Here is a 25,786-nt window from a genome sequence, read left to right on the forward strand (position 1 = left end):
TGACCAGCAGCAGTAAGACCGTTCGTATCCAGCGTCACATCGCTGAACTTGCCGCCGTCAGCACCAAAATCAGCCGTGATCGTGCCCTTGGCAACAGCCCAGGTGTCGCCCTGGATAGCGCTTTCGTCAACGCTGTCCGTAATCGGATCCGCGGCGACTGGTGTGTCGTCGTCCACAGAAAGTCTCAGGCTTCCATCAACCGAATCACCACTGCCATCGGTCACCCGGTAGTTAAAGATGAAATCCACATTGTTTTCATCATCGCCAGCGGGATGGGTAATCGGCGCAAGCTGAGTAATCTTGTAATTGCCGGATGTGGTATCCCCCAGCGCGACAGTCATCACCGCCACGCCGTTTTGTGTGATCGTCAGAAGCGTCCCGCCCGCAGTCACGGCATAGGAAAAACCAGCCGGAGCCCCGGTCCCCAGCAGCAGAACAGAACCCGCACCGTCCCCGCCGTAATTATGAGAAAGTGTGCCTTCGACATTGATCGGCGTATCATCACCAACACCGCCAGAATTCCCATGCGCACCAAAGTCATCGTCATCGAGAATAACGGTTTCATTGGCAGCAGTAATCGTCGGGAAATTGCTCAACGTGGCATCATCGGGATTCAGAAAACGCGTCGCGCCAAGCCCAGTCTCCCCCAAAACACCCTGGGCGTTGAGCAGATCAATACTTTCACCAGTGTCGTCGCTGTAACTGCTGCCACCACCACCACCAGCGGGGCCGTTACCTGCACCGGTTCCAGCTGCAGTTTCCAGCGTTCCGTCGCCCTCGGCCAGCGCCAGAGCCTGGCCAATCAGCTGGTTGGCAGCAATTTCAACACCGTTGATCACAAGTACAGGCGCGTCCGCAACCTGCGACTGGGCCACCAGACCAAGGAAAATAACCTGGCTGTCAGAAGCGCCGTCCCCATCAGTATCGAAAGACAAAACAAAGTTGTCGCCCTCGACGGATGGGGTCGCCGCAGCAGCATCAAAATCCAGCACCGCCTGTTGACCGCTTTCCAGACGCTGTTCGATGGTCTGACCAGCCTGGGTTGGGGCCTGCAGCACAATTGAAGCAGCCTGCCCCAACACAAAATCACGGCCCTCTGTACCAGAAGCCAAATCGCCCGTCTGCTGCATCTGTTTGCCAGCCATCAATATACTCCAGTTTCCATAATGGGAAAGCTGCCCCGTATCCTACCAAAACAACCTAATCATATTAGTTTCAATCGGCCTGGATATTAACAAAAGGCTGATATGGCACAATCTTTAAATCTCAAAAACATATGGCAATATGTATGATTTTTTACCAATGGGTAAATTTTCATTTTCTTAAAATATATCTTTAATTTTAGATATTTGCCCTTTCCCCTCCCAAAGATAGCCAACCAGAAGGACATAAAATCAGTTTCCATAAAAACAGCCCCGGACCTTACGATCCGGGGCTGTTTTATTCAGGGACAGGATCTGCCCTGAACCAGTCAGAGACTAGAGAACGTCGATATTTCCGCCGTCCAGCAGCGCCTTAATCGCATCGTGCTCCAGGCCACTGCCCAGAAGGTCGATGTTTTCCAGACGAATGGTTGTCACATCCGTACCTGCTCCGGCACCATCGGCATCAACCGTGATAACCGTATGCGCACCATCTTTGGAAATAGACAGGTAATCTTGCAATGCCGTCGCTGTTGCTTCGTTGTCAACCCCGGCGCTAAAGCCGGTCAACAGTTCGCCAAGGTCCAGCACATCACCATCACCGAGGTTGAAATCCTTGATGGTATCGGTATCACCCAGCGTATCGGCTTTGAAGACAAAACGATCAGCACCGGAACCACCGACAAGAACATCATCTCCGGCACCGCCGATCAGAATATCATCGCCAGCAAGCCCGAGCAGGGTATCGTCACCCCCATCGCCGTTGAGAACGTCATCAACGGGTACAAGTTTGCTATCCGTAACTGTAGCCCTTGACTCGTTAACACCACGAACCTCCCCATAGGTACCGTTTAGTACAGTCCCATCGTTCAAAGTTACCGAGAAAGTAACCCCCGCCAATGCAAATGCGTTGGCATCATCATTGCCGAGGTCATCAGTATCAGCACCAAAACTCAGAACATCACCGTTTCCAAAGGCACCATCTTTAAAGTTAATCGTCAGAACAGGATTATCATTTTGGCTAAAGGTAACATCAGATGACACTAGGCCATTAGAGTTATTGCCAAATTCAGGGCCATAAGAACCCCAACCTTTAAGATCAAAACTCGCATCACGATCAGTACCACCGCGCAAGTTGATTGTAATGGAAGTGATATACTCGCCAGCTACAGCCGAATTAAACGCGAAATTATAGAAGTTGCTTGCGTAATAACTGTCATTGCCACGAACCTTTGCTGTTACACTTCGATCCACTGCGATCAGATCACGACCAACAAGGATCTCATCTGCCCCTGTACCATTTACAGTATCACCACGCTGGCGACTGACAGCAACAACTCCGTCTGTGCTTTCAGCTGCCCCAGTTGCAGGAACATCGGTTGCAGAGTACCCAAAAGAGTTTTCACCCGCTCCTACCGTAATACCCGTTGGTGATATGATAATGTCCTGGCCTTCCGCATCAGAGACATAACGCCCCAGAAGGTCGCCCTCAAACGAGAAGGCCTCAGCATTGTTGGTCAGCAGGCTCAAGGGGCTGAGAACCGGAGCATCGTTGGTGCCTGTGACAATAATGGTCGCTGTGGAACTGGAGCTCGCACCACTATCATCGCTCATGGTGTAGTCGATAACCACAGTAGCTGTCTCACCATCAGCAAGATAGTCAAAATCCGTACCGGGATTGAAGACCAGCTTGTTGCCGGAGATTGTTGCTGTTGCAGTTGGAACCGCAGGCACACCGGAAGCAAAGCTTGCAGCATCCAGCGAGAAGGTTGCAGGGCTGTCTCCATGATCAACATCGGTGTCGTTTGCCAGTACGTCAATAACGACAGAGGCATTTTCATCAGTGAAGAGGTTCGGCCAATCTGAACCAGCTCCGGTTTTGACGACCAGATGACTGACAGCCAATGTCTCATCAGACCCGGTGACATCGGCGGTGAAATCAACGGTCACTTTGCCTTCATTGTCGGTCATCGCCTCAAAGCTGTAGCTGTTTGTGCCACGATCGTGAGTGACAAGAACCTCAACACCATTAATCTCGACGGTAAAGGTATCCTGTAGGCTGCCTGCTCCCTGATCCCAGGTCCCACCCGTGGTGGCATCAAAGGAAACAGTGACAGATCGGCCTGCATTTCCGGCCCCAAAATCAAAGACTTCAGAGTCAATCGGATCAGCCTTCGTCAAAAGATCAACATCTCCCGAGGCAAGCTCGACACCCGCGACATGAACACCATCAGCAACAGCCACAGGCGCATCGTTTGTGCCGGAAATCTTGATTTTCAGGGTCGAGGTAGATACATCACCATCGCCATCTTTAATTTCATAACCGAAGGTGTCATAGACGGTTTCGCCATCGGCCAGTGCCTGAACATTCGCCGCAGCATTGTTCAGAACATAACTGTAAGCACCATTGGCATCAATCGTGACGGTACCATAGGTCCCAACCATGGCTGATGTCGTTGTAACAATAGCCCCATCGGCACCCTGATCATCATTGGTCAGCACATTACCAGAGGCCGTCTGGTCCAGATCTTCCTGAACCGCATCGGCATCATTGTTATCACTGTGGGCAGTCGGGCCATCATCCTTGATGTTGATGGTGATTTTCTGGGCAGCGGTTTTATCGCCGTCGCCATCGGTCACCACGTAGTGAATATCATCAAGAGATGTCTGGTCGTTGTGCTGGCTGGTATTGGTGTGTTTGAAGGCCCGGAACTGTTCGATCACAAAATCGGCAGCATCGTGTGTTCCCATCTGGTCCAGGGATGCTTTGAAAGCAATCGCGCCTCCGGCATCAGCGGCCCCGCCACTGCCAACACGCCCGACAACTTCGTTGCCTTCGGTGAAGAGATAGATTTTCTGGCCGCTCTGGGTATCGGTCAGATCAGATACCGCACCATTGAAAGCATTGCCGTCTTTGTCAGTCAGGGCAATCTGGCCACCGATGTGATCCTTGCCAAAATCAAACGCCAGCGCCTGGGTTGCTTTGGAAATCATGCCCTCAGCCTGCTCGGCAGACGTCAGATTGCGCTCTTCATTGCCCTGATTGCCTTTGGTCTCATCAAAGATTACCCGTGCAACAGCAGCGGTCGGGCCGCTGTCGGTCAGGTTGATCACGATATTGGTCGTGGTGGTATCTACATCGCCATCGGTCAGCGTGACCGAGAATTTCACGGGCAGAACCGCTCCCTCATCACCCGCATGATCAATCTGGCGGAACTGGACAAAGTCGTACTTGGCAGATCCGTTCGCCAGATCCACATCTTTCAAGGTGACCACATAAACCACTTCACCAGCAGCCGTCATGCCAACAATCTGCGAGCCATCTGCACTGAGTGTTGCGGTTACAGGCTGCCCAGCAGAGGTCACATCACTGACTTCATCCACCAGCTTGAGGGAAGCCCCCGCCAGATCAGCACCAACAGCAAAGCTCAAGGCGCCGGAAACATGGGCACAAGGCGCACCCTTGACCACCACATTGATGTTCACATCGTTGAAATCACCGTCACCAGCAGGGATCAACAGGTCTTCCCAGTTCGAGTTGCCTGGCAGATTGTTATCAACTTCGTGGTCTTTGCCACCGTCAGGATTCAGGTCAGGCTTGCTGAAGAAGGCAGGAGCCCCGCTTCCTTTAAGCGCTGTGTCACCAGCAAAAGCAGTCCACTTGCCATCGACTTGCTTGAATGTGACCTCGGTATCATCGCCCAGACCGCCATTGCGGGAATCACCGTTCGGGATCAGGAAGAAACCGAAACCGACTGCGCCGGAAGGCAGTGCCGCAGGATCAATCGTAAAGCTGTCGGTCTGGCCGTCTTCATGCTTGACGTTATCCCACAGAACAGTCCCTGAAATTGGCTCTCCTGCTTCGTTGATGAAGAAGTAACCATAGGAGCTGTTATAGCCGGCTGAATCTGCATGGGCAATTTTCGCCAGCTCGACCGTTACAGGCTCTGTCACCCCAACCAGGCTGTAGATGCCGCCAACCGGTGGCAGAGCGACTTCGCTCAGATCAACTGTTTGCAGCGCATTGTCTTTAAAGACAGGTGTATCATCATCGACAGAAACAGAAAGCTTGCCATCAACGGTATCGCCATCGCCATCTTTAACCCGATAATTGAAGGTGAACTCAACATTGTTCTCGTCTGAGCCGTCCGGATGGGAAATCGGGGCGAGCTGGGCAACGGTATAGCCACCGGATGTTGCATCATCCAGCGTGACGGTCATCACAGCAACAGCACCCTGCTTAACGGTCAGAACAGTACCATCGCCGTTCAACTCATAGGTAAAGCCGGCTGGCGCACCAGTATCGAGCAGAAGAGTGGTTGCACCCGCTTCATCTGCCCCATAATTGTGTTCCAGTGTTCCTGTTACATTCGCCTCTGCGTCATCACCCACACCACCGGGATTACCGTTAGCACTAGGAACATTATCGTCATCTATAACGACCGCCGCATTCTCGTTGTCAATGGTCGGACCGTCATCGCGGAACTGGATTTGAATCTGCGCAGTATTACTCTGATCGCCTTCATCATCCGTAACAAAGTAGTTCAGATTTAGTTGGATCGTTTCGTCGTGGCTGTTCTCGTTTGGATGTTTGAGGCTCTCATACTGCTCGATGTACATGTGAATGGTATTGTTTTCATTCACCAGATCAGAATCAATCGTTGCTGTCAGCGCTACTCGGCCACCAATCAGGTTACCACTGTTATCAAGAACATAATCCACGATACCGAAAACCACGGCAGGGTTGGATGCGGAACTGAACAGATAGATATTATCGCCTGCTGTGGTAGTCAGGCCGGAATTCAGACCGTTATAGGCTGTGAACTGAATGCTTTCCTGGCCATCAACATCCGCTGGGTTTGCGTCTGTCGTGCCATCACTTTCCATGTCAATTCTGTCGAGTTCGCTATAACCAGAACTCACAGGCTCACCAACTGTCAGGCCCGCAGCAAGCAGTGCAGCCTTTACATCAACCTGACCAGCATCGACACGCACGGTATGCTGGCCGTTTTCAACGCGCTTCTCGGAGTCAGTCTGCAAATCATCACTTTCATCAAGTGCGATAGCTGCATCTTTTACAGTTGGAATATCTTCTGCGATATCAACCGTTACCGTCTTTGATGTCGTCGCAGTGTTGTTTTCTGTGGTAAGGTCTGTATCCGTCAGGTTTGCCTCATTCGCCGTGGCCACAACTCTAATTACCGCCGCGCCATTCGAATGTTCGGAACCATCATCCAGACGTTGAGATGTCCAGTCTTTTGGATCAAAAACAATGTTGGTATCAATTGTGCCCCCCAGCAGATCAACCAGTCCGCTGACATCCAGAACATGGGTCATAAAACCGTCTATCCCCACCCCGGAAGAGACAATTTTAACATAATTACTAACGGGACCATCACCTGGGCTCAACAAATGAGCAAAGCTATTCTCAAGCTTGAGATCCCAGTCTCCGGGAACACCACCCAGCGTCAGGAAATGAGCCTCCGATCCGTCGGCGAAATCACCAAAAGTGACATTTACAGGAATATCAACCAGGGCCTCTTCTTCAAGTGGCCCATCGACAACCGCACGAGAACGGTCATCTTCCAGATCATTAAACACAGGCTTGTCTGCCGCCGCATCAATCACGGCAACAACGGTGACCTGAATAGAAGCTGAATCGCCGGAATCTGGGTCAGAAATATTGGCCGTTGCATTAAGTGTGATATCCGCGTCGGAATCATCGGCTGGCTTGATATAGACCTGCTCGAAATTCTCTGGCAGCACGGTTACCGGGAAAGGACCAGCGTAAATGTTGATTGCTTCTGTTCCACCGATATAGAGAACCGCACCGTTGGACGGCGCTTCGAGCACAACTGAATCAAGTGTTTCGTTATCTGCCGGGGTAAAGTTGAACTCCACCTGCATCGGTGCGTTGGTATTGTCACCGAGATGCTGGTTCGGTGCCCAGTCTTCGAAACCGCCAGCGAAAGAACCGGAAACATAGTTTTCCGGACCCTCACCGCCTTCACCGGGAACATTGGTCTGGACGCTCAGGAAGGTAATATCAAACGTGCCTTCAGCCGGATCGGTGGTTTCGTCGACATTTGCCAACAGACCAAAACCTAGCTCTGTACGACCAATAACACCCTGGGCGTTGAGCAGGTCGATGCTTTCACCAGTATCGTCGCTGTAGGTACTGCCACCACCACCGGCAGGGCCGTTACCCGCGCCGGTTCCACCAGCCGCCGTTTCAAGTGTGCCGTCGCCATCCGCAAGCGCCAGGGCCTGACCAATCAGCTGGTTGGCAGCGATTTCAACACCATTGATCACCAGTACAGGGGCATCCGCATTCTGCGACTGGGCAACCAGACCAAGGAAGATAATCTGGCTGTCAGAAGCGCCGTCGCCATTCGCATCGAACGACAGGACAAAGTTGTCACCATCAACCGAAGGGGTCGCGGCGGCGGCATCAAAGTTCAGAACCGCCTGCTGGCCGCCTTCAAGACGCTGTTCGATGGTCTGCCCAACCTGGGTCGGCGCCTCAATCGAAAGAACAGCGGCCTGGCCAACCACATAGTCCCGGCTGTCATCGCCAGAAGTCAATTCAGGCGTGTCCTGAGTCAGATTATCAGTCATATGAGTCCCGTTCATGTTTTTGATAGCAGGTCGCCCTAGGAACAGAGCCACCCTTTTTAGATGAATTAATTGAGAACCAAGCTAGAGGATATTTTCAAATTTACAACCCTGACGATCCAAAAACCTACAGTAATATGTATGATATTTATCTAGGAATGGATTCTTTTAAATTTAAACATCTGTTAAATTTTATAAGCATAAACAGTAGGAAAAAACTCTGCTGCAAGTTCGTGACTGCGGAATTCACCCGCGCGCAAGAAGCCTTCCAGAAAATTGTGAACGTTAAGACCTCTCCCTAACAGCACAAAACCCCGAACCTTGCGATCCGGGGTTTTGCTCGTTCATTAGACCGTGCTTAACGATATCAGACAGTACCGTATACCGTTACGGTAAGGTCATCTTCGACGTAGAGCTTGACTGTCTCACCAAGAGCACCGGTCCCGCTATATTCGTTGAAAGTATGCCCCGCTGTTGATCCTTCTGTGCCAACAATACCCGTTGCAGTCTGTGTCCAGGCAATTTCGGAATCCCCCGATGAGCCAACAGCGGCTCCAGCCTCAAGATTAACCCCATCTTTGGCACCGTCACCGAGGATAAACAGAGTATTATCCCCATCAGTCATGTCGATCACATCCTGCACCGAAAGCATCCCGGTCGAAGTTAACGAAGGATTTGGTCCACCATAGACACCAAAGTCCTCGTAATCCGTGCTACCGTTGGTCATGTCGATGACTTCGATGTTTTTAACCAAATCGGTATCAAAACTGATACTTCCGCCGCCACCTGGTGTCACCCAAAGCGATGCATTTCCACTGGTTACAGGAATGGTCAGGGTATCAAAACCGCCCTCACCATCAACCGGGGAGCCGACAGCAAATGTAATGGTATCATCCGTATCCGGCGGGGGTGCTGTCACTGCTGTAACATTGATATCCAGTTTCGCCGTAGAAGTATCGCCATCCGCATCAGTAATCTGATAGGTAAAGCTGTCAACCAGATCGCTGTCTGTCACATCTGCCTTGGCTGCGTAGGAGTAAGAACCATCTTCGCTGAGCGTCAGAGTACCGTAAGCCGTTTCAATCGGTGTGCCCAATGCCACAGGTGTGCCATCCCCGGCAACGACGCCAGTTACAACCGCACCGTCAGCACCAAGATGGTCATTGACCAACACGCCAGCCGCAGCAAGCACGGTAAGGGTTTCACCCTCGTTTACATCACCGCTGTCAACTACAGCAAGCGGGCTGTCATCGTTCAGGTCAAGCCCGATCTGTCCGTTTGCAATATCTCCATCATTATCGGTAACCTGATAGTGTATACTGAATTTAGCGTTGTTTTCATCTATTCCACTGACATGATGCAAAGGAGCTAGCTGTGTGATTGTATACGCACCTGATGTTGTATCACTCAGAGTAATCTTGAATATATTGACGTAGCTACCATCGCCTTCGATATCTTGGGCAAGAGTGATCTCCGTAGGACTAACATAAATCCCAAGAGAGGGCGTAGCCCCACCTCCGACTGACATAGTAGTCAGAACAATGCTTTGAATACCATCAGCACCAGCATCGAAATCAAGTGTTCCGGTCAAGTTTTCGTTATCAGGATCAGCATCACCAACACCACCGGCATGACCACCCGCAAGGGCATCGTCATCCAGTTTTATGCGTGCATTATTGGCGTTGTTCACCGTTGGCACAGCATCTTTAACGGTGATGTTCAAGGTTGCGGTGGAAACATCACCGTCCGCATCTTTGATTTCATAGGTAAAGCTATCAACCACATCGTCGCTGATCGTGTCGGATTTGGCTTCGTAAGTGTAAGAACCATCGGCATTCATGGTCAGGAAGCCGTAAGCGGTTTCAATCGCAGCACCCAATGCCACAGGAGTGCCCGCCCCCGCAGCAACACCGGATACAACGGCACCATCAGCCCCCTGATGATCGTTGGCGAGAACACCATCCGCTGCCAGAACTGTCAGCGTTGCAGCTTCTGTAACTACGCCACTATCCAAAACAGCAAGCGGGCTGTCATCATCGACAGACACACTCAGTGTCCCGGTGGCAACGTCCCCGTCCCCATCAGTCACCTGATAGTTGAAGGTGAAATCGATGTTATTTTCGTCGGCCCCTTCAGGATGCACAATTGCCGCCAACTGGGCCACGGCATAGACCCCGGACGTTCTGTCGGCCAGCGATACAGTCATAACCGCCAGTGCGCCCTGCTTGACGGTCAATACGGTTCCGTTTGCGTTGAGCTCGTAGGTAAAACCAAGCGGTGCTCCCGTATCCTGCAACAGGACAGTGCCAGGACCATCCGCGCCCAGATTGTGCCCGAGGGTCCCTGTCGCGACAGTGGCATCATCATCACCGGTGCCCCCGGCATGACCACCTGCGCCGACAACATCATCGTCGTCGAGCATGACAGCTGTGTTTGCGATTGCTGACGGTTCACCGTCGTGCACGACGACACTCAGGGTTTCTTCGTCTTCATCACCATCGCCATCACGAACCTTGAAGCCAAAGTCGAGGGTCAGGGGATCAACCGAATTGCTGCCGTCCGTGGACTGATCGGGGTGATCGATCGCACCCTGCAGAGCGATGTCATAAGCACCTGTCTGCGCATTCACGGTCAGGGTAATAATCGTTGTCGCCCCGCCGTTGATTGTTCCGATCATCACAAGATTGCCAGAACCATCATCCGTTGCCGGGCCGAAAATGACATCCTGACCACCGGATTTGAGAACAGAACCATCCGGGTTGCCATCTTCACTGTCTTCCCAGCCCTCGAACCACAGATCGACAACCTTGATACCATCTGCATTGTGATCGATATCCAGTGTACCGCTGACAACATCGTTGCTGCTGTCTTGATCCAGAAGATTTACTTCGGAAAGCTCACCCGCTGTGAAGGTATCATGCGCATCGGCTTCGTCATCTTCAACAACGACCACCAGCTTGGCGCTATCGGTGTCGCCATCCGCATCAGTAATGGTATAGCGGAACTCCAGGCTCAGTGGATCTTTATCATTCGCATCGTCTTCCAGGCTGAGATCAGGATGATCAAGTCCTTTGGATACATCCACAGAATACGCACCAGTTGCCGGGTTGATTGTCACAGTTACAACTGGTGTTGTACCACCTACACCGTCAGATACAGTTCCAACCATAACCAGCTGACCACCGATCATTTCAGCAGGGCCAAAGGTTACAGCTTCTCCACCAGAAGTCAGTATCGTGCCATTGGGATTATTGTCTTCAGTATCTGACCAACGGATAAATTCAACACCTGTGACAGAACCGCCATCGCCGCCGAAATCGACATCAAGCGTTCCGGCAATAGAGGCACCACCATGCAGGATGTCATGTTCAGACGCCCAGGAACTTTTGTGGGTTCTGTATTCATTATCAGCATCCGGACCATCGTCCTTGATCCGAACGGAGAAATCTTTCGAAGCTGTATCACCGTCACCGTCGGTAACTGTGGCCGTAAAGGTCAACTTGAGTTGATCACGCGATCCAACCTGCTGGTCACCATTCTGATCAGGGTGATCAATTGGACCAAGCAAGGTTGCTTTGAATGACCCGGAATCTTCATTCAGTGTAACCTTGATGATTTCAGCATCACCCGCTTTCCCGATCAACGTCAGCTTGCCATTAATAACCACGGCAGGACCAAAGACAACGGCCACACCATTTGATGTCAAGCTACCGTCGAACCCGGGGGCAACAGTATCACCAGCCGTGCCATCCGGATCTGTGACAGATTTCAGTTCGAGGCCAGTGAATTTGCCACCATCAACTCCGAAATCAGCATAGATTTTGCCAGAGATCTCATCCTTGTGATCTCCCCGCGTCAGATTAGATTCTTTAAGGTCATCATTATTATTACGGATATAGCCAATGCTTGGGCCATCATCCTGGATTGTCACGGCCAGGTTTGCGTATTCGCTGGCGTCACCTTCATCATCGATGGCGCGAATTTGCAGATTAAGTGCAGCTGTAACTTCGTCGTGGTTACCTTCATCGTATGTACCAGCATCAGGATTATGAACAGCCTGAAATTGAACAAAGGTAGCTGTGAGGCTGCTGTTTTCCCCAGCAGAGGGCTGTTCTAGGTGAACCGCAAAAACCGCTTCGCCATCATCTGTCAGACCCCAAACGATATTTGGGTTCGCAGGATCTGTATGCAGATAGATTGCTTCACCCGCTGTTGTCTGAAGTACACTCAGTGTTCCATCATAGGACTGGAATTCAAAGCTCTCTTGCCCAACATTATTATCGTCAACGGTTGAATCTGTTGCCGCGTCCCCTGTATTGGGTCCGTCAGAGAAGAAATTAACTGCAACCTCATTCTGAGCAAAACCGAGTAAACCCGGAACGGAATCAACTTTATCGAAATGAAATCCACTTAAAGCAAGCGCAATGCCAGTGGAACTTTCGACCCACCAGACATCGTTAGCATCGTTTTGTACCCATCGGCTTTCATCATGAACCAGTGTCGCGTCCTGTACTTCAGGCACATCTTCTTGAATATCGACAACCACAGCATCCACAGTTGTGGACACATTATTCAGATCTGTCAGATCACCACCACTCAGGTTTGTTTCACTTGCTGTAGCCGTCACCGTGATTTCAGCAGGACCATTTTCGTTCAAAGAACCATCGTTCAAACGCTGTGATGTCCAATCCAGTGGGTCAAAGGTAAAGTCAATAGTTACGCTACCATCACCGACAACACCATCCGGGGTGTCCGTAACCGGATCAATACCATTCAGTCTGTCAACATAGTCCGTGATATCAAAAGTATAGGTAACAAAACCACCGGATGTTTCGGTTGAGACAGTGACCAGGCCAGCGTGAACACCAAAGGTTCCTTCCAGATCCAAAACCCAGTCAGCCGGAACGCCTTCAAGTTTGACCTCGTGTGTTTCTGATCCATCCGCGAAATCGGCAAAGGTCAAAGACACAGGAATAGTCGTGAGTTCAGGAGTTTCTTCGTCCTGGCTGATGATCTTTCCTTCGGTGGAAAGGTTGTCCAGAATTACAGCAGGATCAAAGATCCCATTGATGCTGTCCCCTTCGTTAAAGAGAACAAAACTGATTGTCGCGTCGCCAGATTCAGCAAACGTATGGGTAAAACTTTTTGCGCCAGAACTTTCATCCCAGTTTTCGCCGTCAAAGCTTTGGGTCGCGCCGTTTGGTGCTTCCAGGTTTTCACTCAATTTATAGGCTGTGCCATTGATGACAATAAACAGAGCATCATTAAAGTTGTCACCAACTTCGTTGACCAAAAACTCATAATCAAGTGTCAGGGTCTGGCCCGCAGCAACCTGGAATGTACCAGACATTGCGACCCCGTCGAAGAAACCTTCATTATTATCGTTCTGTACGGTACGCAAATCTTCAAATGTACCATCAGTAAGCCCCAGAGATGTCTCTATATCAGAAACGTTTACCCCTCCTGGGTTCCCACCAAATGCAAAAAGTGCATCATTGCCACCATTTATCTCAACCAACTTTCCAGCTGACGTTAGAACCGTCCAGTCAGATAGATCGGAAAAAGCATTTTCAATGACGGTGCCTTCTTTGGCCACAATATCCACATCAGGCTTATCTGCAGCTGCATCAATAATGGCTGTGCCGGATGCTGTGATAGAGGCAGTTTCGCCGCTGTCGGGGTCAGAAATATTCGCTGTGATGGTAACGGGAATATCCGCGTCGCTGTGCTCATCACCTTGCAGATAGACCTCACCAAGATCAGTGCCGAGAATATTGATTGGTAGAGTACCAATTTCAGAACCTGGAACACTGCTGAACACGATGTTTTCCGGGGCAAAACCACCGACATAAAGTGTCACACCAACAGGCAAAGAGGTAATATCAATGGAATCAACCACCTCGTTATCTGCCGGAACAAAGGTAAAGGCGATCTGCATCGGAGATTCTGTTTCATCACCGAGATGCTGGTTCGCCTGCCAGTCTTCAAACCCACCGACAAAAGAACCGTTTACGTCTGCGCCATCAACAACTGTCGTTGCAAAGGTAAAGCTGAACACCCCTTCCGCCGGATCAGGGGCATCTGCACCAGTCGGAACCCCGATCAGGGATCCCTCTGTGCCTTCGATAACACCCTGGGCATTGAGCAGGTCAATGCTTTCGCCAGTGTCGTCGCTGTAGGTACTGCCACCACCCCCGGCCGGGCCGTTACCTGCGCCAGTTCCGCCAGCCGCGGTTTCAAGCGTTCCGTCGCCGTCTGCCAGCGCCAGAGCCTGACCGATCAGCTGATTGGCCGCAATTTCAACACCGTTGATCACCAGAACAGGAGCATCCGCATCCTGGGACTGGGAAACAAGATCAAGAAAGATAATCTGGCTGTCGGCAGCACCGTCACCATTGCTGTCAAACGACAGAACAAAGTTGTTGCCATCAACCGAAGGAGTTGCCGCAGCGGCATCAAAGTTCAGAACCGCCTGCTGACCATTTTCAAGACGCTGTTCGATGGTTTGTCCGGCTTCTGTCGGTGCTGCAATGGAGACAGCAGCAGCCTGACCGACAACATAGTCCCGGCTCTCAGCTCCTGAAATATTTTCAGAAGAGGTCAGTTCTGTAGTGTCCTGCGTCAGATTATCAGTCATCTTTATCCCGTTCGTTTGTTGAGACCAGCATGCCCATAGAAAAGGACAGCGGGGATACATAGGAATTTATTGACGACTACCTTACCTGACGTTCTGAATTGATCAACCTTTAGACGCCCAAAAACAGCAGCATTATGTATGATATACAAGCTTTCACTTGGTTTTTTATTCTTTAGTACCTGTTAAATTCCTGATCATTGCAAAATGAATGAACAGCTCCATCCGGCGATTTATTAAAAAGATGAGAGGATGCTTGCGATTGGAACGCGGAAGACACAATCATAGATAAGTAAAGCTAACCGTTCAGAAACAGTCACAATTCGTTTACCAGGCTTGAAGCGCATCAGACAATCTGGCAAACAAATCGTCCTGATCAGGGCAAACACCCGATCCCTCAGAGAAATTGGCACATCAGAATGAAAACCATTGATTACTATTACTCGACCCGCTCAAATTTCACCTATCTGGGGGCGGCACGTCTGAATGCCCTGGCAAAAAAGCATAGCCGGAGAATTGTCCATAGACCAATCCTGCTGTCTGTCATTATGCCACCGATTGGGGGGATGCCTTTTGATGCCCGGCCAACCATGTTGCGCAACTATGCCATGAACGATGCCCTGCGCTGTGCCGATCATCTGGGGATATCCCTGCAACGCGAGCCGATCCACCACGATGGCCCGGTCGAACTGCCCTCCGGGATCGTCATCGCCGGACAGCGCGCCGTGACAAGGGGCGAAGCGGGAGACGTTGATCTGCTCAGTCTCAAGGTTCTCGAAGCTCTGTGGCGCGATGACAGGGACATTGCCGATGAAACTGTGATTAGCGAGCTCTGCGAAGAAGCAAATTTTGCCGATGCCAAAGCCCTGATCGTCGAAGCAATGAGCCCGGCAGTTCAGGCCGAACTGGAACGGAACTGTCGCGAAGCCATCATGCGCGGCGTCATCGGCGCGCCGACCTATTTTGTTGAGGGCGAAAATTTCTACGGACAGGACCGGCTGGACTTTGTCGAACGGGCCTTATCGAAACACGCCTCGCCAAAATAAATCTGGGGAGAAACATTCCTGGAAGCCAAGAGCCTGTAACCGGACTGTTACAGGCTCTTGCCTTTAAAGCGGTGTTTCCAAACGCCGGGACCAGTCCTCAACCTCACAACGGGCCAGACGCTTTTGCGCCAGAGCCTGCCAACTCTCGGTCAAAAGTTCCAGCGCAACCAAGGACTTCAGCTTCTCCTGATTGAGAGTATCCACATAAAGTACATTATGTATATCAGCCAGTGACCAATGCTCCGCCAGACGATCTCTCAACTCAAGGCTATCGCCAGCCTGTACCTTGCCTTCTTCCAGTACCCGGTAGTACCAACCCGTTCGCCCCGATAACTGAACAGCACTCGCCATCTTCGGCCAGCCAAACCGGACATTCAGTTTCCAGCAGGGCTGTCGGCCCTGTGATACCTGTACCAATGCAGTGCCCAGTCGATAGATATCGCCGACACAGACATCTGCTTCACTCAGGCCCTTTGTCGATATATTCTCGCCAAAGCCACCGGGGACCAGTTTTTCTAGTGAAATTTCTGCTGCTTCACTGGCACATTCACGGGCCCAGGCCGGATAATGATCCGACGCGTAGTGATGCAGGGCCTTTTCTGGTCCGCCGTGATGGCGCGAATCAGCCTGCTCATCGCCGACCAGACCAAGCTTCGTAATCGAAACAGAACCTTCCAAGGACTGTTTGGCAATGGCGCTTGGCTGCCCCTTAGGACCAAAAGGAACAGCCATGCCCGTCAGGATCGTATCAATCCTGTAATTTTGCTTCGTCATTATTTTCCCACTGATCCGATACCTGTGATCCCATCACCTGTGATCAGAAACTCTTGATCAAGAAGCCCGAAAAGGCTCGGTATCGGTAAAGCGCACTGGTTTACCCTGGGGATCACCCAGCAGTTCACCATCCTTCATCACGATAGTCCCGCGGATCACTGTCGCCATCGGCCAGCCCTTGACCTTCACACCATCGAAGGGAGACCAGCCGCACTTGTAAGCCAGCCATTCCTTGGTAATGGTTTCCTCGCGGTTCATGTCAACAATGGTGAAATCAGCATCAAAACCGCAGGCGATCCGGCCCTTGCCCGCAATATTATAAACCCGTGCCGGGCCAGCCGATGTCAGATCCACCAGCCGCTCCAGCGACAGATTGCCCTTGTTCACATGATCCAGCATCAAGGGGATCAGCGTCTGGACACCGGGCATGCCCGAAGGAGACTTCGGATAGGGTTTGTTCTTTTCTTCGATCGTGTGCGGCGCATGGTCCGACCCAAGAACATCCACGATCCCGTTGCGAATGCCTTCCCACAGACCCAGACGATGTTCTTCGTCGCGGATCGGCGGGTTCATCTGGGCAAAGGTCCCCAGACGTTCGTAACAGTCCGGCGCAGAAAGCGTCAGATGTTGCGGCGTGGTCTCGACCGTCACCAGATCCTTGTGCGCCGCCAAAATCGGCAGCTCGTCCTTGCTGGTAATGTGAAGAACCTGAATGCGGCGTCCAGTCTGGCGCGCCAGACGACAGATGCGGGTGGTGGCAATAACCGCCGCTTCGGTATCACGCCAAACCGGGTGCATCACCGGGTCAGCCCCGTCGCGCACCAGAGCAAAGCGTTCCCGCAGACGGTCTTCGTCTTCGGCATGGATCGGGCAGCGGCGATTGCCATTCTTCAGCACCCGAAGCAGCAGCTCTTCTTTTTCAACCAGAAGGCTTCCGGTAGAGGAGCCCATAAAGATCTTGATCCCGGCACAGCCCGGCAGTCTTTCCAGCTCGGCCAGTTCATCGACGTTTTCTTCCGCCGCGCCGATAAAGAAAGCATGATCAGTCCAGGCCCGGTTTTCACAGCGCGCCAGCTTGTCGGCCAGTTCGGCAGCCCCCAGAGTGTTGGGCTGAGTGTTCGGCATCTCAAAAACCGCCACAATCCCGCCGAGTGCAGCCGCAGCGGTTCCACAGGCAAGATCTTCCTTGTGTTCCAGTCCCGGTTCACGGAAATGCACCTGGGTATCAATGGCACCAGGCAAGACATGCTGCCCTGTTGCGTCATACTGCTCGCGGGCTGTCGCTCCCGACAGCTTGCCAAGCGCCACTATACGCCCGCCTTTGACCCCGACATCAATCGTTTCGATACCGTTGGGGGTCACAACCTGTCCCCCGGTGATCAGAAGATCATAACTTTCGCTCATTAACCGCAGCCCCTTGTTCGCTGTACTCAGCCCTGTAACTCTGTCTCTTCAAGGACAGAAACCCCGGACAGAAAAATAATTGCTGAAAACAGGTTATGTTACCTGAAAACCTGCTCTCGTTCAGCCATCAACCTTGTAAAAAGATCTATGTAATTCTGTACACAAACTTCTTCAGTATAGCCTTTTTCATAGCTCTCCCAACCTGCTTTTACCAGATCTTCAGGCAGGCCTTTCTCATCGATCAAGCGGGTCATCGCCGCCGCCATGGCGTCCGCATCATCGATCGGAACAATAAGCGCGTCCTTGTCAGCTGTTGCCATTTCCAGTGCCCCCGCCGTGCGGGTTGTGATCAAAGGACACTTCATTGCCCAGGCTTCAATCATAACGGACCCAAAGGGCTCGAAGCGGGAGGGGAAAACGCAAAAATCTGCCGCTGCCAGCAATGCACCGCGATCATTGCGCCAGCCAAGAAATCGCACCCTCTGTGCCACCCCAAGAGCCTCGGCCATCTGCTCCAACTCCGTCCGAAGAGGCCCCTCTCCGGCAATCCAGATAAAGGGGCGGGTTTCAAGGGTGGCCGCACGAAGCAGGATATCAAAGGCCTTGTTCTCGTGCAGACGTCCAAGTGAGACGATCAGGGGAACATCTTCCGGCGTATCCAGCTCAGCACGTGATACCGGGAAAGCGTCCCGATCAACCGAGGCAAAATTAGGAACGTGGTGAACCCGGTCTTCAGGCCAACCCGCCTGCTCAAGATAACGGACGATATCCTTGGTATTGCCAATCAGGTGATCACATTTTTTATAATTCTTGAGTTTATAATAGCCCCCCAGTCGGGCGACGTGCAAAAAATCACCTTTTGGACAAAGCTTGCTTGCCCGGTTCATAAAAGTCAGCACAACATCAGGATGGTATTGTTTGATTCTGGCCTTGAGACCCGGCTTGGTCTTGAAATCCAGAACCTGGCGGAATGGCAGCTCGAGCGTCTCGATCCCGTTGCTGCGCAAGGTCGAAAAACGGTTTTCATTCGGGCCGATAACTGCCTGTGTTTCGACTCCTGCCCGGTGCAGAGCTAGCGTAAGCTGTGTGAAAAATGTTTCCGCACCTCCCTCACCGCCAGCCCCCATAACCAGTAAAATCCGCAACCTGCTTTACTCCTGCTTTTTATGCTTTGTACCCTGAGAGCCCCTGAACTCTTTACCGCGATTCTTTAGTATTCCCTTTTGTTTAACGGAATTATCCGAGAAAGAAAACATGAGGAGACAGAGAAAAGATAAATCTTCACAAAACGAGATAATGCTCTCAACGGGATAAGAATTATCACATAATAATCACCTGATGACCCCACAGTCTGCCCTAAACTGGATAAACTGTGATAGAAAGCACGACATGGATCTCGGGCAGGAAATCCCTCCTAATCTATCGACCGACAATTAGGTTTTGCCTTTTCGGATTTTGCCGTTAAGAGCTTTCGGTGTAATCTTGAAGGAAATCAGGCGAGCGAAATTGCCCTTGCAAAACCGGGCATAAGATTTTGGCTGATAATTAAGGGGTAAGCGAGAGTTAAGATTTTGGCTGATAATTAAGGGGTAAGCGAGAGTAATGAGCATCGATCATTCCGGGGGAGAGAAAGGCCAGGAAAAAATGAATGCCCCAGCAAAAGCAATTAAGCTTGCACCTTCATCTGAGAAAATGCCGGAAGATCCGGATATGGTTCCCCAGGACTTTGAGCCTGATCCACAGTCGGTTGGCAGTAATGACCACAAACATATTCTGGTCATCAAGCTTTCCGCTTTTGGTGATTTCATTCTCTCTATCCGCTCTTTTCAGGCAATACGTGCCCACCACCCCAAAGCCGACATCACCCTGTTGACCACAGCCCCTTATGCTGCCCTTGCCCGGACCAGTGGCTGCTTCAACTCTGTCTGGATCGACAAGCGACCGAGAATTTATGATATCCCGGCCCTGTTCAAGCTGCGCAAAGATCTGCACTCGGGTCATTTCAGCCGGGTTTATGATCTGCAACGCAATGACCGGAGCCACCTTTATTATCGCCTGCTCCCCCTGAACAAACCAGAGTGGATCGGCACAATAAAGGGCTGTTCTCACTATTACAAAAAACCGGAAAACGGGGTTTACCACATCGCCGTCAGGGAAAAGGCCCAACTGGAGCTTGCTGGTATCAAAAACATCCAGCTGCCCGATCTTTCCTTTATCAAAGCGGAAATTGAAGAGCTGCACCTGCCAAGAGCATATGCCATGCTGGTTCCCGGGGGTGCAGCTCACCGACCACAAAAACGCTGGCCTGTAGAAAATTATGCCGACCTCGCCCATCACCTGACTCACCTGGGTATTACGCCCGTCATCATCGGTGGCAGCGCGGAACAGGCAGAATGTGACACGATCAAGGGCCTCTGCCCAGCCGTACGCAACCTCTGTCGCGCAACATCGCTGGAGCAGATTGCGGTGATCGCTCGAAGATCACAGTTTGCCATTGGTAATGACACCGGTCCCATGCACCTGATTTCTGCCGCAGGCTGCCCGACCATTGTACTTTTTTCTGCAGCATCCGACCCCAACAAGATTTCGCCAATCGGCCCTGACGTTCAGATCATCCAGGCTGATGATCTCCAGGATCTTTCTCTTGAAGAAGTTACAGCCTCACTCCCCGCAGCACAGCTGGACTGATAAAAAAGAGGCGTCCCACAAGGGGACGCCTTTTGCAAAGGGGGCAATAAGTCTTGGCTTCATGTTCAAGAACATGCAGGCCATAGAGTAGACTCAACCAAATCGATTTGTCCACAAAAATATACAACCTAAAGTAAATGTCACGACATCATCACAGCATGAACAAGCGCATCACTTCACTTTGTAGTCAGGCAACAACTGTTCCGCCTCATAACGCGCCTTGATATGCGACACTACGGGGTAAAGTGCAGCAAAAGTGGCAATCAGAAAGCCATAACCACCTTCGCGATAGCCCTTGCGCCTGATATAACAACGCCAGAAACGACTGAAAATCCGACGGACATTCCCCCGCATTGTACCAATTGTTCCGCTCTCAATCAGATCCTTTGCCCGGGCTGTTGTATAGGAGTCAAAACGCCGGATCATGTCGGAAATATTATTATCAACATAATGGAGTAGCCGGGTCTTTAGCTTGTCACCTTTTTTGGCACCGTCTTTCCAATAGAGCGATGGATGAACTCGGTCCCGCCCCCAGCGTTTGATTCCTTTGCGGCAAAGGCATGAAGCTGATGACTTACCAAACTGTGCTCCCCAGCCATATCGGACAAGATGACTGCCAATATAGTTATCCACCGGGATCAGATAATAATCTGCCTCCGCCCGCTCGACTGTCGCCCGGATCTCCTGCGCCAGTTCCGGAGAAATGTGTTCGTCAGCATCAATCTCGAGCACCCACTCCCCCCGACAGGCTGCATTCCCGGCGTTCCGGCGATCCCCTTCAATCGGCCAGCCTCCCTCGAGAAGACAGTCCGTGTATTCAAGAACGATATCCTTGGTACCATCAGTACAGCGATCCAGCACCACGACGATCTCGTCACAGAATTTTACTCTTTCGAGGCAGTCTCGAATACGTTTTTCCTCGTTATGAACCACCAATAAGGCAGACAAAAAAATCTTCTTGTTATCCAGAACCACCTGTACTTCCGTCATTTCATCCCCCGGCGATAGAGTTCCTCGGCTGCCGTAACGACCGTTTCGAGCTTCAGGTTTTCCATATAGCTGGGTACCCCATGGCTGTAATCGAACTCCGGATGATTGGTCATTTCTTTATAGCCTTCAGGTGTTCTTACGCAGGCACAGTCAGCCCCCCAGGGATGATATCGCCATTCCGGGCTCGGTCCGAACAGACCAAGCGTACGCGTTCCCGCCGCTGCTGCCAGATGCATCAGGCCAGAATCATTCCCGATAAACAGGTCACAGCGGCGCAGGCATGCTGCGACGGTCACCAGATCCTGACCAACCAGATCAATCACGCGTTCCTGCGGCAAAACGGAATAAAGTGACAAAATCTGCTCACGCTCCTGTGGCGCAGCCAAGATTGCCAACCGAGCTCCCGGCAAGATCCCGCCGTCGCCCGTCAGTTGCTCAACCAACGCAATAAAACGATCAATTGGCCATTGTTTGCCTGACCAGTTAGCGGCAGGCCCCACCGCAAGAACAGGCAATCCTGTAGGAACAAGTTCAAGAGCCCGTCCATCGTGCAGTGGATCGGTCCAGACAACAGGAGACGGTGTCGTTTCGTTCTTCAGCATACGCGACAGCTCGACAATCCGGTGTAGCTTCTCGTCCTTGACCGGCACAATCAGGCGGCGCCCTGTCAGCAGGAAATAGCTGACACCAGAGCGACGCATATCGACCACGACATCCCAATACCGCAGGAAACAACGCCCCCAAAGTTTGAGCCAATGGATGTGATGTTTCTCTTTCTTCAGGGAAATGATCTCTTCCAGCCCCGGAACAGCTTCATACAGGGACGCCGCAGCCCCCCCGGCCACCACTGTGACCCGGGCACCCGGATACTGTTCCAGCATTGATTGCAAAACCCCGTTCGAGAGTACAGCGTCGCCAATACGGTTTGATGTAATAAATAGTATTCTCACCATGATCCTCCGCCTCCGTTTATAGGGGCCAGAAACTTTATTGCCAAGCTGCCTCTTTCATCAACAGTTCTAAGCGCTTATATATCACAGATATCAGAGTGGAACAGTCGGCTTTGACCGACAGAAATACTCATGACCAAACAGCAGATTCGAGGCGGACGTCAACAGCATGGCACAGCGTAACACCCGGGCAGAGATTATTGTTCTTGAACATCGCGGCGTTCTGGCTTTGGACGGAGAAGACCTGTTGCCCTTTCTGCAAGGGCTGGTAACCCAGGATGTCAGCAGGGTATCACCAGATCGTGCAGTCTGGTCAGCCTTCCTGACACCTCAGGGGAAGTTTCTCCATGAATTTTTCCTTTGTGCCTCCCCTGCAGGCGGGTTTCTCCTGGATTGCGAAAAGGACCGTGCCGCAGATCTCCTGCGTCGCCTGGGACTTTATCGCATGCGCTCCAAAGTTACCCTTGAAAACCGGACAGATGACTATGCTGTGCTGGCACTTTACGGCGCGGGGATTCCTGAAAAACTCGGGTTATCCGCAGATAAAGGCCACAGTCGTTTTGTTGATTTTTCTGATACAAAAGGGCAGGTTTTTATCGACCCCCGGCACACTGATTTAGGAGCTCGTGCCGTTATACCTCGAAAACATCTCGATGATTTCCTCGCCGTCATGGACCTGCCGCAAGGATCTCTCGCAAATCATGACCGGCTGCGCCTTGGCCTAGGCATTCCTGATGGCAGTCGGGATCTTGAAGTTGAAAAATCAATCCTGCTCGAAAACGGCTTCAACGAACTTGATGCCATCGATTGGAAAAAAGGCTGTTTTATCGGGCAGGAACTGACTGCGAGAACCAAATACCGCGCCCTGATCAAAAAGCGCCTTGTTCCGGTACAGATTTCTGGTCCAGCTCCGGTTCCAGGAACTGACATTATCCATCAGGGTAAAGCCGTTGGCACCTTGCGGTCGCTCTGCGATGATATCGGGCTGGCAACCCTCCGTATTGATGTCCTGGACCAACAGGACCTGATCTGCGGGGAGGCAACACTTCAACCAAAAATTCCGGACTGGATCGAGATCGCTTCCTGATAATCTGCAGCCGAAAATAGCCGAGATGACCAAGTATTCACAAGATACTGCCAGATTGTCGTACCTCCTTCGACCCATTACCGACAGGGATTCAGCTGCAGCAATTGATCTGGTTCAACGCAGCTATTTGGAATACGCCGACCAGGGTGTGGTGTTTGATCTCGACGAAGAAAACGACCTGAAACAGCTGGCCACGGCTTTTCATCAGGCAGGCGGCGAGATTTTTGCTCTCGTCCCCCAGAACCAGCCGGAAATACTGGCTGGTATTGGCGGGTATCAGGAAACGGCTTCTGGCTGTCTTGAGGTCAAGAAGCTTTACGTCTGCCCCGGGCATCGTGGACAGGGGGGCGGCAAGCGCCTGCTCGACCATATTATCGAACAGGCCAGGTCTTCAGCAGCACAAGAGCTGATGCTCTGGACCGACACCCGCTTTACCAAGGCTCATGGGCTTTACGAGAAATACGGTTTCACCAAAGGCCCTGAAACCAGAAAACTCCAGGACAAAAGCAGGACCGAAGAATTCAGCTATCACCTGGCTTTACGCCAGGATCGAGAGCTAGTGCCCCGAGGCTTTTGAAACCAGATTGAGCAACAGAACCCCGCCGATGATCATGGCGATACCAACTGCCCCGGCCAGATCCATCTTTTCCCCAAAGAAAACAATACCGAAACCTGCGGTCAGGACAATGCCAGCCCCCGACCAGACCGCATAGGTCACGCCAATGGAAAGCTGGCGCGTCACCAGTGACAAAAGATAAAAGGCACAGGCATAGCCCACGGCAACCACCAATGTGGGCAAAGGGCGGGTGAAACCATCCGTCACTTTAAGTGAAAGCGTGGCAACAACTTCACATACGATGGCGATCCCCAGCATCCAGTAAACCGGCATTTTCCACCCCCAATAAATAACGATCCGGTTTACCGGTCTGCTCTAGTCCCTTTGCGGTTTTTCCGTTTGGGACACTTCACGGCCAGGCGTTTGGGCCCGGGCCTTTTCACGACTTTCTTCTACATAGATTTTCCCGCAAGGGCAAACTTCGTGAATGAAGCTGTTCAGGGTGTTCAGCAGGTTATCTTCGACCAGACTGTAATGAACGAACTGGCCTTTTTTCTCGCTGGAAACAAGCCCGGCATTTTCCAGGATCCCCAGATGCTTGGACAACGAAGGCTTGGAAATGTCAAAACGTTCTGCAATCTCGCCCGCAGTCATGCTGCTGGCAGAAAGATATGCAAGAATTTTACGTCGGATGTCTGACGAAAGCGCCTGAAAAACTTTTCCCATATTCCCCGGAATGAATCTCTACACATTTAGATAATTGACTAAATGTATAAATGCGGTAAATTTTAGCAATTAGCCATTTAGCTAAATATGGTACAGATGACAGAAAAGAACAAGCAGAATCACCCTTCCGGGGAAAAACCAACGGCGTTGGGCGAAGACATTTCACCTCTTTCTTCGCCCCAAACGTCCGATAATTTTTCCTCTGCCCGATCGTGGAATTCATACTTCAGCAATCATGGTCTGCCGAAACTGCCTTCCCGCGGGGCCTTGATGATCATCGGTTTTCTTGCCGTTGCCATCGCCTCCGTGCTCTTTCGTCAAAAGCTGTCGGACACCGCCCTGCTTTATATCGGTATCCCCCTGGTCATAGTCTATCTCGTGACCCTCTTGCCACGATCGGGTTCCATAACCGGAAAATCCATGATTGCCTTGACCTATCTGCTTCTTCTGTCGTTTCCACTTCTGCAGGAAGGCTTCATCTGTGTCATCATGGCCGCGCCTTTGATGTATGGTGTCGTTGGGGCCGTCGCTATTGCGATTGATTATTTCATCTATTCCACGCGTAAAGATCGCGGTTCAGACAGGCTAAAGTCCGCCCTGGTTGTCTCCCTGTTCGGTGTTTTTGCACTCGAGGGAACACATGACCTCTTGTCCTTTGAAAGAGAAAATCTGGTCACCCGTTCGGCTGTCGTCGAGGGAAATTTGCACCAGGTGCGCCAACGTCTGGCCCAGGTGCCAAGCTTTGACAAACCCCGCCCGGTTCTGGTCAGGCTTTTCCCCCTGCCCCTCGCCATCGAAGGCAGCGGCCTCGCCATCGGTGACCAACGCCGTATGAGCTTTGTTTATAACAAATGGGTCTTTTTCAATGCACACAGGGGCGAAGTGGTCGCCCAGATTGAAGACGCAACAGAAACCCGCATTCGTTCCCGGGTCATCAGTGATACCAGCTATCTGTCAAACTATCTGACCTGGAAGACCACCGAAGTAAACCTCAAGCCCATAGATTCCGGACATACCGAGGTCACCTGGAATCTGACCTACAGCCGCAAGCTTGATCCGGCGTGGTACTTTGCCCCTCTCCAGGAATATGTGGTTGGAAAGGTCGCTGACATCTTTATCGAAAATGTTGCCATGCCCCGCTCTGCGCCTGTTCCCGCAAAACTCTGACTACTAT

15 protein-coding genes are annotated in these 25,786 nt (G+C 51.6%); 5 read left to right on the forward strand and 10 right to left on the reverse strand.

All coding sequences use genetic code 11. From position 1 onward, the window contains the following. The 3 genes from B152_RS26115 to B152_RS0107055 all read right to left on the reverse strand — a co-directional run. Positions 1-1,145, reverse strand: a 1,145-nt coding sequence (locus tag B152_RS26115) for a hypothetical protein (protein WP_020591699.1), incomplete at its 3' end; no start/stop codon positions are given. Positions 1,146-1,478: 333 nt separating this feature from the next. After that, positions 1,479-7,760, reverse strand: coding sequence for a DUF5801 repeats-in-toxin domain-containing protein (locus B152_RS0107045; RefSeq protein ID WP_020591701.1), 6,282 nt, complete (start codon positions 7,758-7,760; stop codon positions 1,479-1,481). A 364-nt stretch (positions 7,761-8,124) separates the two neighbouring features. Then, positions 8,125-14,394, reverse strand: coding sequence for a DUF5801 repeats-in-toxin domain-containing protein (locus B152_RS0107055; protein WP_020591703.1), 6,270 nt, complete (start codon positions 14,392-14,394; stop codon positions 8,125-8,127). Positions 14,395-14,810: 416 nt separating this feature from the next. Between B152_RS0107055 and B152_RS0107060 the strand changes: the two genes are divergently transcribed. Next, positions 14,811-15,437 carry a 2-hydroxychromene-2-carboxylate isomerase gene (locus B152_RS0107060; protein ID WP_020591704.1) on the forward strand — a complete coding sequence of 209 codons (627 nt, stop codon included), beginning with the start codon at positions 14,811-14,813 and terminating at the stop codon, positions 15,435-15,437. Positions 15,438-15,500: 63 nt separating this feature from the next. Here the strand turns inward: B152_RS0107060 and B152_RS0107065 are convergent, their stop codons facing one another. From B152_RS0107065 to B152_RS0107075, 3 genes are all read right to left on the reverse strand, one after another. After that, positions 15,501-16,211, reverse strand: a complete 711-nt coding sequence (locus B152_RS0107065; protein ID WP_020591705.1) for an MOSC domain-containing protein — start codon at positions 16,209-16,211, stop codon at positions 15,501-15,503. Between the two features lie 57 nt (positions 16,212-16,268). Beyond that, the gene (locus tag B152_RS0107070) at positions 16,269-17,615 is read right to left on the reverse strand and encodes a dihydroorotase (RefSeq protein WP_020591706.1); all 1,347 of its coding nucleotides are present in this window, start codon (positions 17,613-17,615) and stop codon (positions 16,269-16,271) included. Positions 17,616-17,713: 98 nt separating this feature from the next. Beyond that, the gene (locus B152_RS0107075) at positions 17,714-18,760 is read right to left on the reverse strand and encodes a glycosyltransferase (protein WP_157230935.1); all 1,047 of its coding nucleotides are present in this window, start codon (positions 18,758-18,760) and stop codon (positions 17,714-17,716) included. 457 nt (positions 18,761-19,217) lie between these two features. Between B152_RS0107075 and B152_RS0107085 the strand changes: the two genes are divergently transcribed. Then, positions 19,218-20,303, forward strand: a complete 1,086-nt coding sequence (locus B152_RS0107085) for a glycosyltransferase family 9 protein (RefSeq protein ID WP_020591709.1) — start codon at positions 19,218-19,220, stop codon at positions 20,301-20,303. A 171-nt stretch (positions 20,304-20,474) separates the two neighbouring features. Here the strand turns inward: B152_RS0107085 and B152_RS0107090 are convergent, their stop codons facing one another. Then, positions 20,475-21,293 carry a glycosyltransferase family 2 protein gene (locus tag B152_RS0107090; protein WP_020591710.1) on the reverse strand — a complete coding sequence of 273 codons (819 nt, stop codon included), beginning with the start codon at positions 21,291-21,293 and terminating at the stop codon, positions 20,475-20,477. Then, positions 21,290-22,246 (reverse strand): glycosyltransferase family 9 protein, encoded by a 957-nt coding sequence (locus B152_RS0107095; protein ID WP_026261351.1) that lies wholly within the window; start codon positions 22,244-22,246, stop codon positions 21,290-21,292. Before B152_RS0107095 ends, B152_RS0107090 begins: the two co-directional genes overlap by 4 nt. A gap of 166 nt (positions 22,247-22,412) precedes the next feature. Here B152_RS0107095 and ygfZ point away from each other — a divergent pair, with 166 nt between their 5' ends. Both ygfZ and B152_RS25150 read left to right on the forward strand, forming a co-directional pair. Beyond that, positions 22,413-23,330 (forward strand): CAF17-like 4Fe-4S cluster assembly/insertion protein YgfZ, encoded by a 918-nt coding sequence (gene ygfZ / locus B152_RS0107100; protein WP_020591712.1) that lies wholly within the window; start codon positions 22,413-22,415, stop codon positions 23,328-23,330. A gap of 25 nt (positions 23,331-23,355) precedes the next feature. After that, complete coding sequence (locus B152_RS25150) at positions 23,356-23,907, forward strand: GNAT family N-acetyltransferase (RefSeq protein ID WP_020591713.1); 552 nt, start codon at positions 23,356-23,358, stop codon at positions 23,905-23,907. On the opposite strand, the gene B152_RS0107110 is transcribed toward B152_RS25150, so the two are convergent. Both B152_RS0107110 and B152_RS0107115 read right to left on the reverse strand, forming a co-directional pair. Then, the gene (locus B152_RS0107110) at positions 23,887-24,219 is read right to left on the reverse strand and encodes a DMT family transporter (protein WP_020591714.1); all 333 of its coding nucleotides are present in this window, start codon (positions 24,217-24,219) and stop codon (positions 23,887-23,889) included. The genes B152_RS25150 and B152_RS0107110 overlap by 21 nt on opposite strands. 42 nt (positions 24,220-24,261) lie before the next feature. Then, the gene (locus B152_RS0107115) at positions 24,262-24,612 is read right to left on the reverse strand and encodes a metalloregulator ArsR/SmtB family transcription factor (RefSeq protein WP_020591715.1); all 351 of its coding nucleotides are present in this window, start codon (positions 24,610-24,612) and stop codon (positions 24,262-24,264) included. Between the two features lie 96 nt (positions 24,613-24,708). Here B152_RS0107115 and B152_RS0107120 point away from each other — a divergent pair, with 96 nt between their 5' ends. Then, positions 24,709-25,779, forward strand: coding sequence for a hypothetical protein (locus B152_RS0107120; protein WP_157230937.1), 1,071 nt, complete (start codon positions 24,709-24,711; stop codon positions 25,777-25,779). Positions 25,780-25,786 lie beyond the last annotated feature (7 nt).

Source organism: Kiloniella laminariae DSM 19542 (assembly GCF_000374005.1).
Classification (GTDB): domain Bacteria; phylum Pseudomonadota; class Alphaproteobacteria; order Kiloniellales; family Kiloniellaceae; genus Kiloniella; species Kiloniella laminariae.

What these genes read in the sequence shown, in the direction of transcription:
- B152_RS0107120 (WP_157230937.1), top strand. Translation starts at nt 24,709, where the DNA reads ATGACAGAAAAGAACAAGCAGAATCACCCTTCCGGGGAAAAACCAACG.
- B152_RS25150 (WP_020591713.1), top strand. Translation starts at nt 23,356, where the DNA reads ATGACCAAGTATTCACAAGATACTGCCAGATTGTCGTACCTCCTTCGA.
- B152_RS0107090 (WP_020591710.1), bottom strand. Translation starts at nt 21,293, where the DNA reads ATGACGGAAGTACAGGTGGTTCTGGATAACAAGAAGATTTTTTTGTCT.
- B152_RS0107065 (WP_020591705.1), bottom strand. Translation starts at nt 16,211, where the DNA reads ATGACGAAGCAAAATTACAGGATTGATACGATCCTGACGGGCATGGCT.
- B152_RS0107115 (WP_020591715.1), bottom strand. Translation starts at nt 24,612, where the DNA reads ATGGGAAAAGTTTTTCAGGCGCTTTCGTCAGACATCCGACGTAAAATT.
- B152_RS0107045 (WP_020591701.1), bottom strand. Translation starts at nt 7,760, where the DNA reads ATGACTGATAATCTGACTCAGGACACGCCTGAATTGACTTCTGGCGAT.
- B152_RS0107055 (WP_020591703.1), bottom strand. Translation starts at nt 14,394, where the DNA reads ATGACTGATAATCTGACGCAGGACACTACAGAACTGACCTCTTCTGAA.
- ygfZ (WP_020591712.1), top strand. Translation starts at nt 22,413, where the DNA reads ATGGCACAGCGTAACACCCGGGCAGAGATTATTGTTCTTGAACATCGC.
- B152_RS0107070 (WP_020591706.1), bottom strand. Translation starts at nt 17,615, where the DNA reads ATGAGCGAAAGTTATGATCTTCTGATCACCGGGGGACAGGTTGTGACC.
- B152_RS0107060 (WP_020591704.1), top strand. Translation starts at nt 14,811, where the DNA reads ATGAAAACCATTGATTACTATTACTCGACCCGCTCAAATTTCACCTAT.
- B152_RS0107110 (WP_020591714.1), bottom strand. Translation starts at nt 24,219, where the DNA reads ATGCCGGTTTACTGGATGCTGGGGATCGCCATCGTATGTGAAGTTGTT.
- B152_RS0107095 (WP_026261351.1), bottom strand. Translation starts at nt 22,246, where the DNA reads ATGGTGAGAATACTATTTATTACATCAAACCGTATTGGCGACGCTGTA.
- B152_RS0107085 (WP_020591709.1), top strand. Translation starts at nt 19,218, where the DNA reads ATGAGCATCGATCATTCCGGGGGAGAGAAAGGCCAGGAAAAAATGAAT.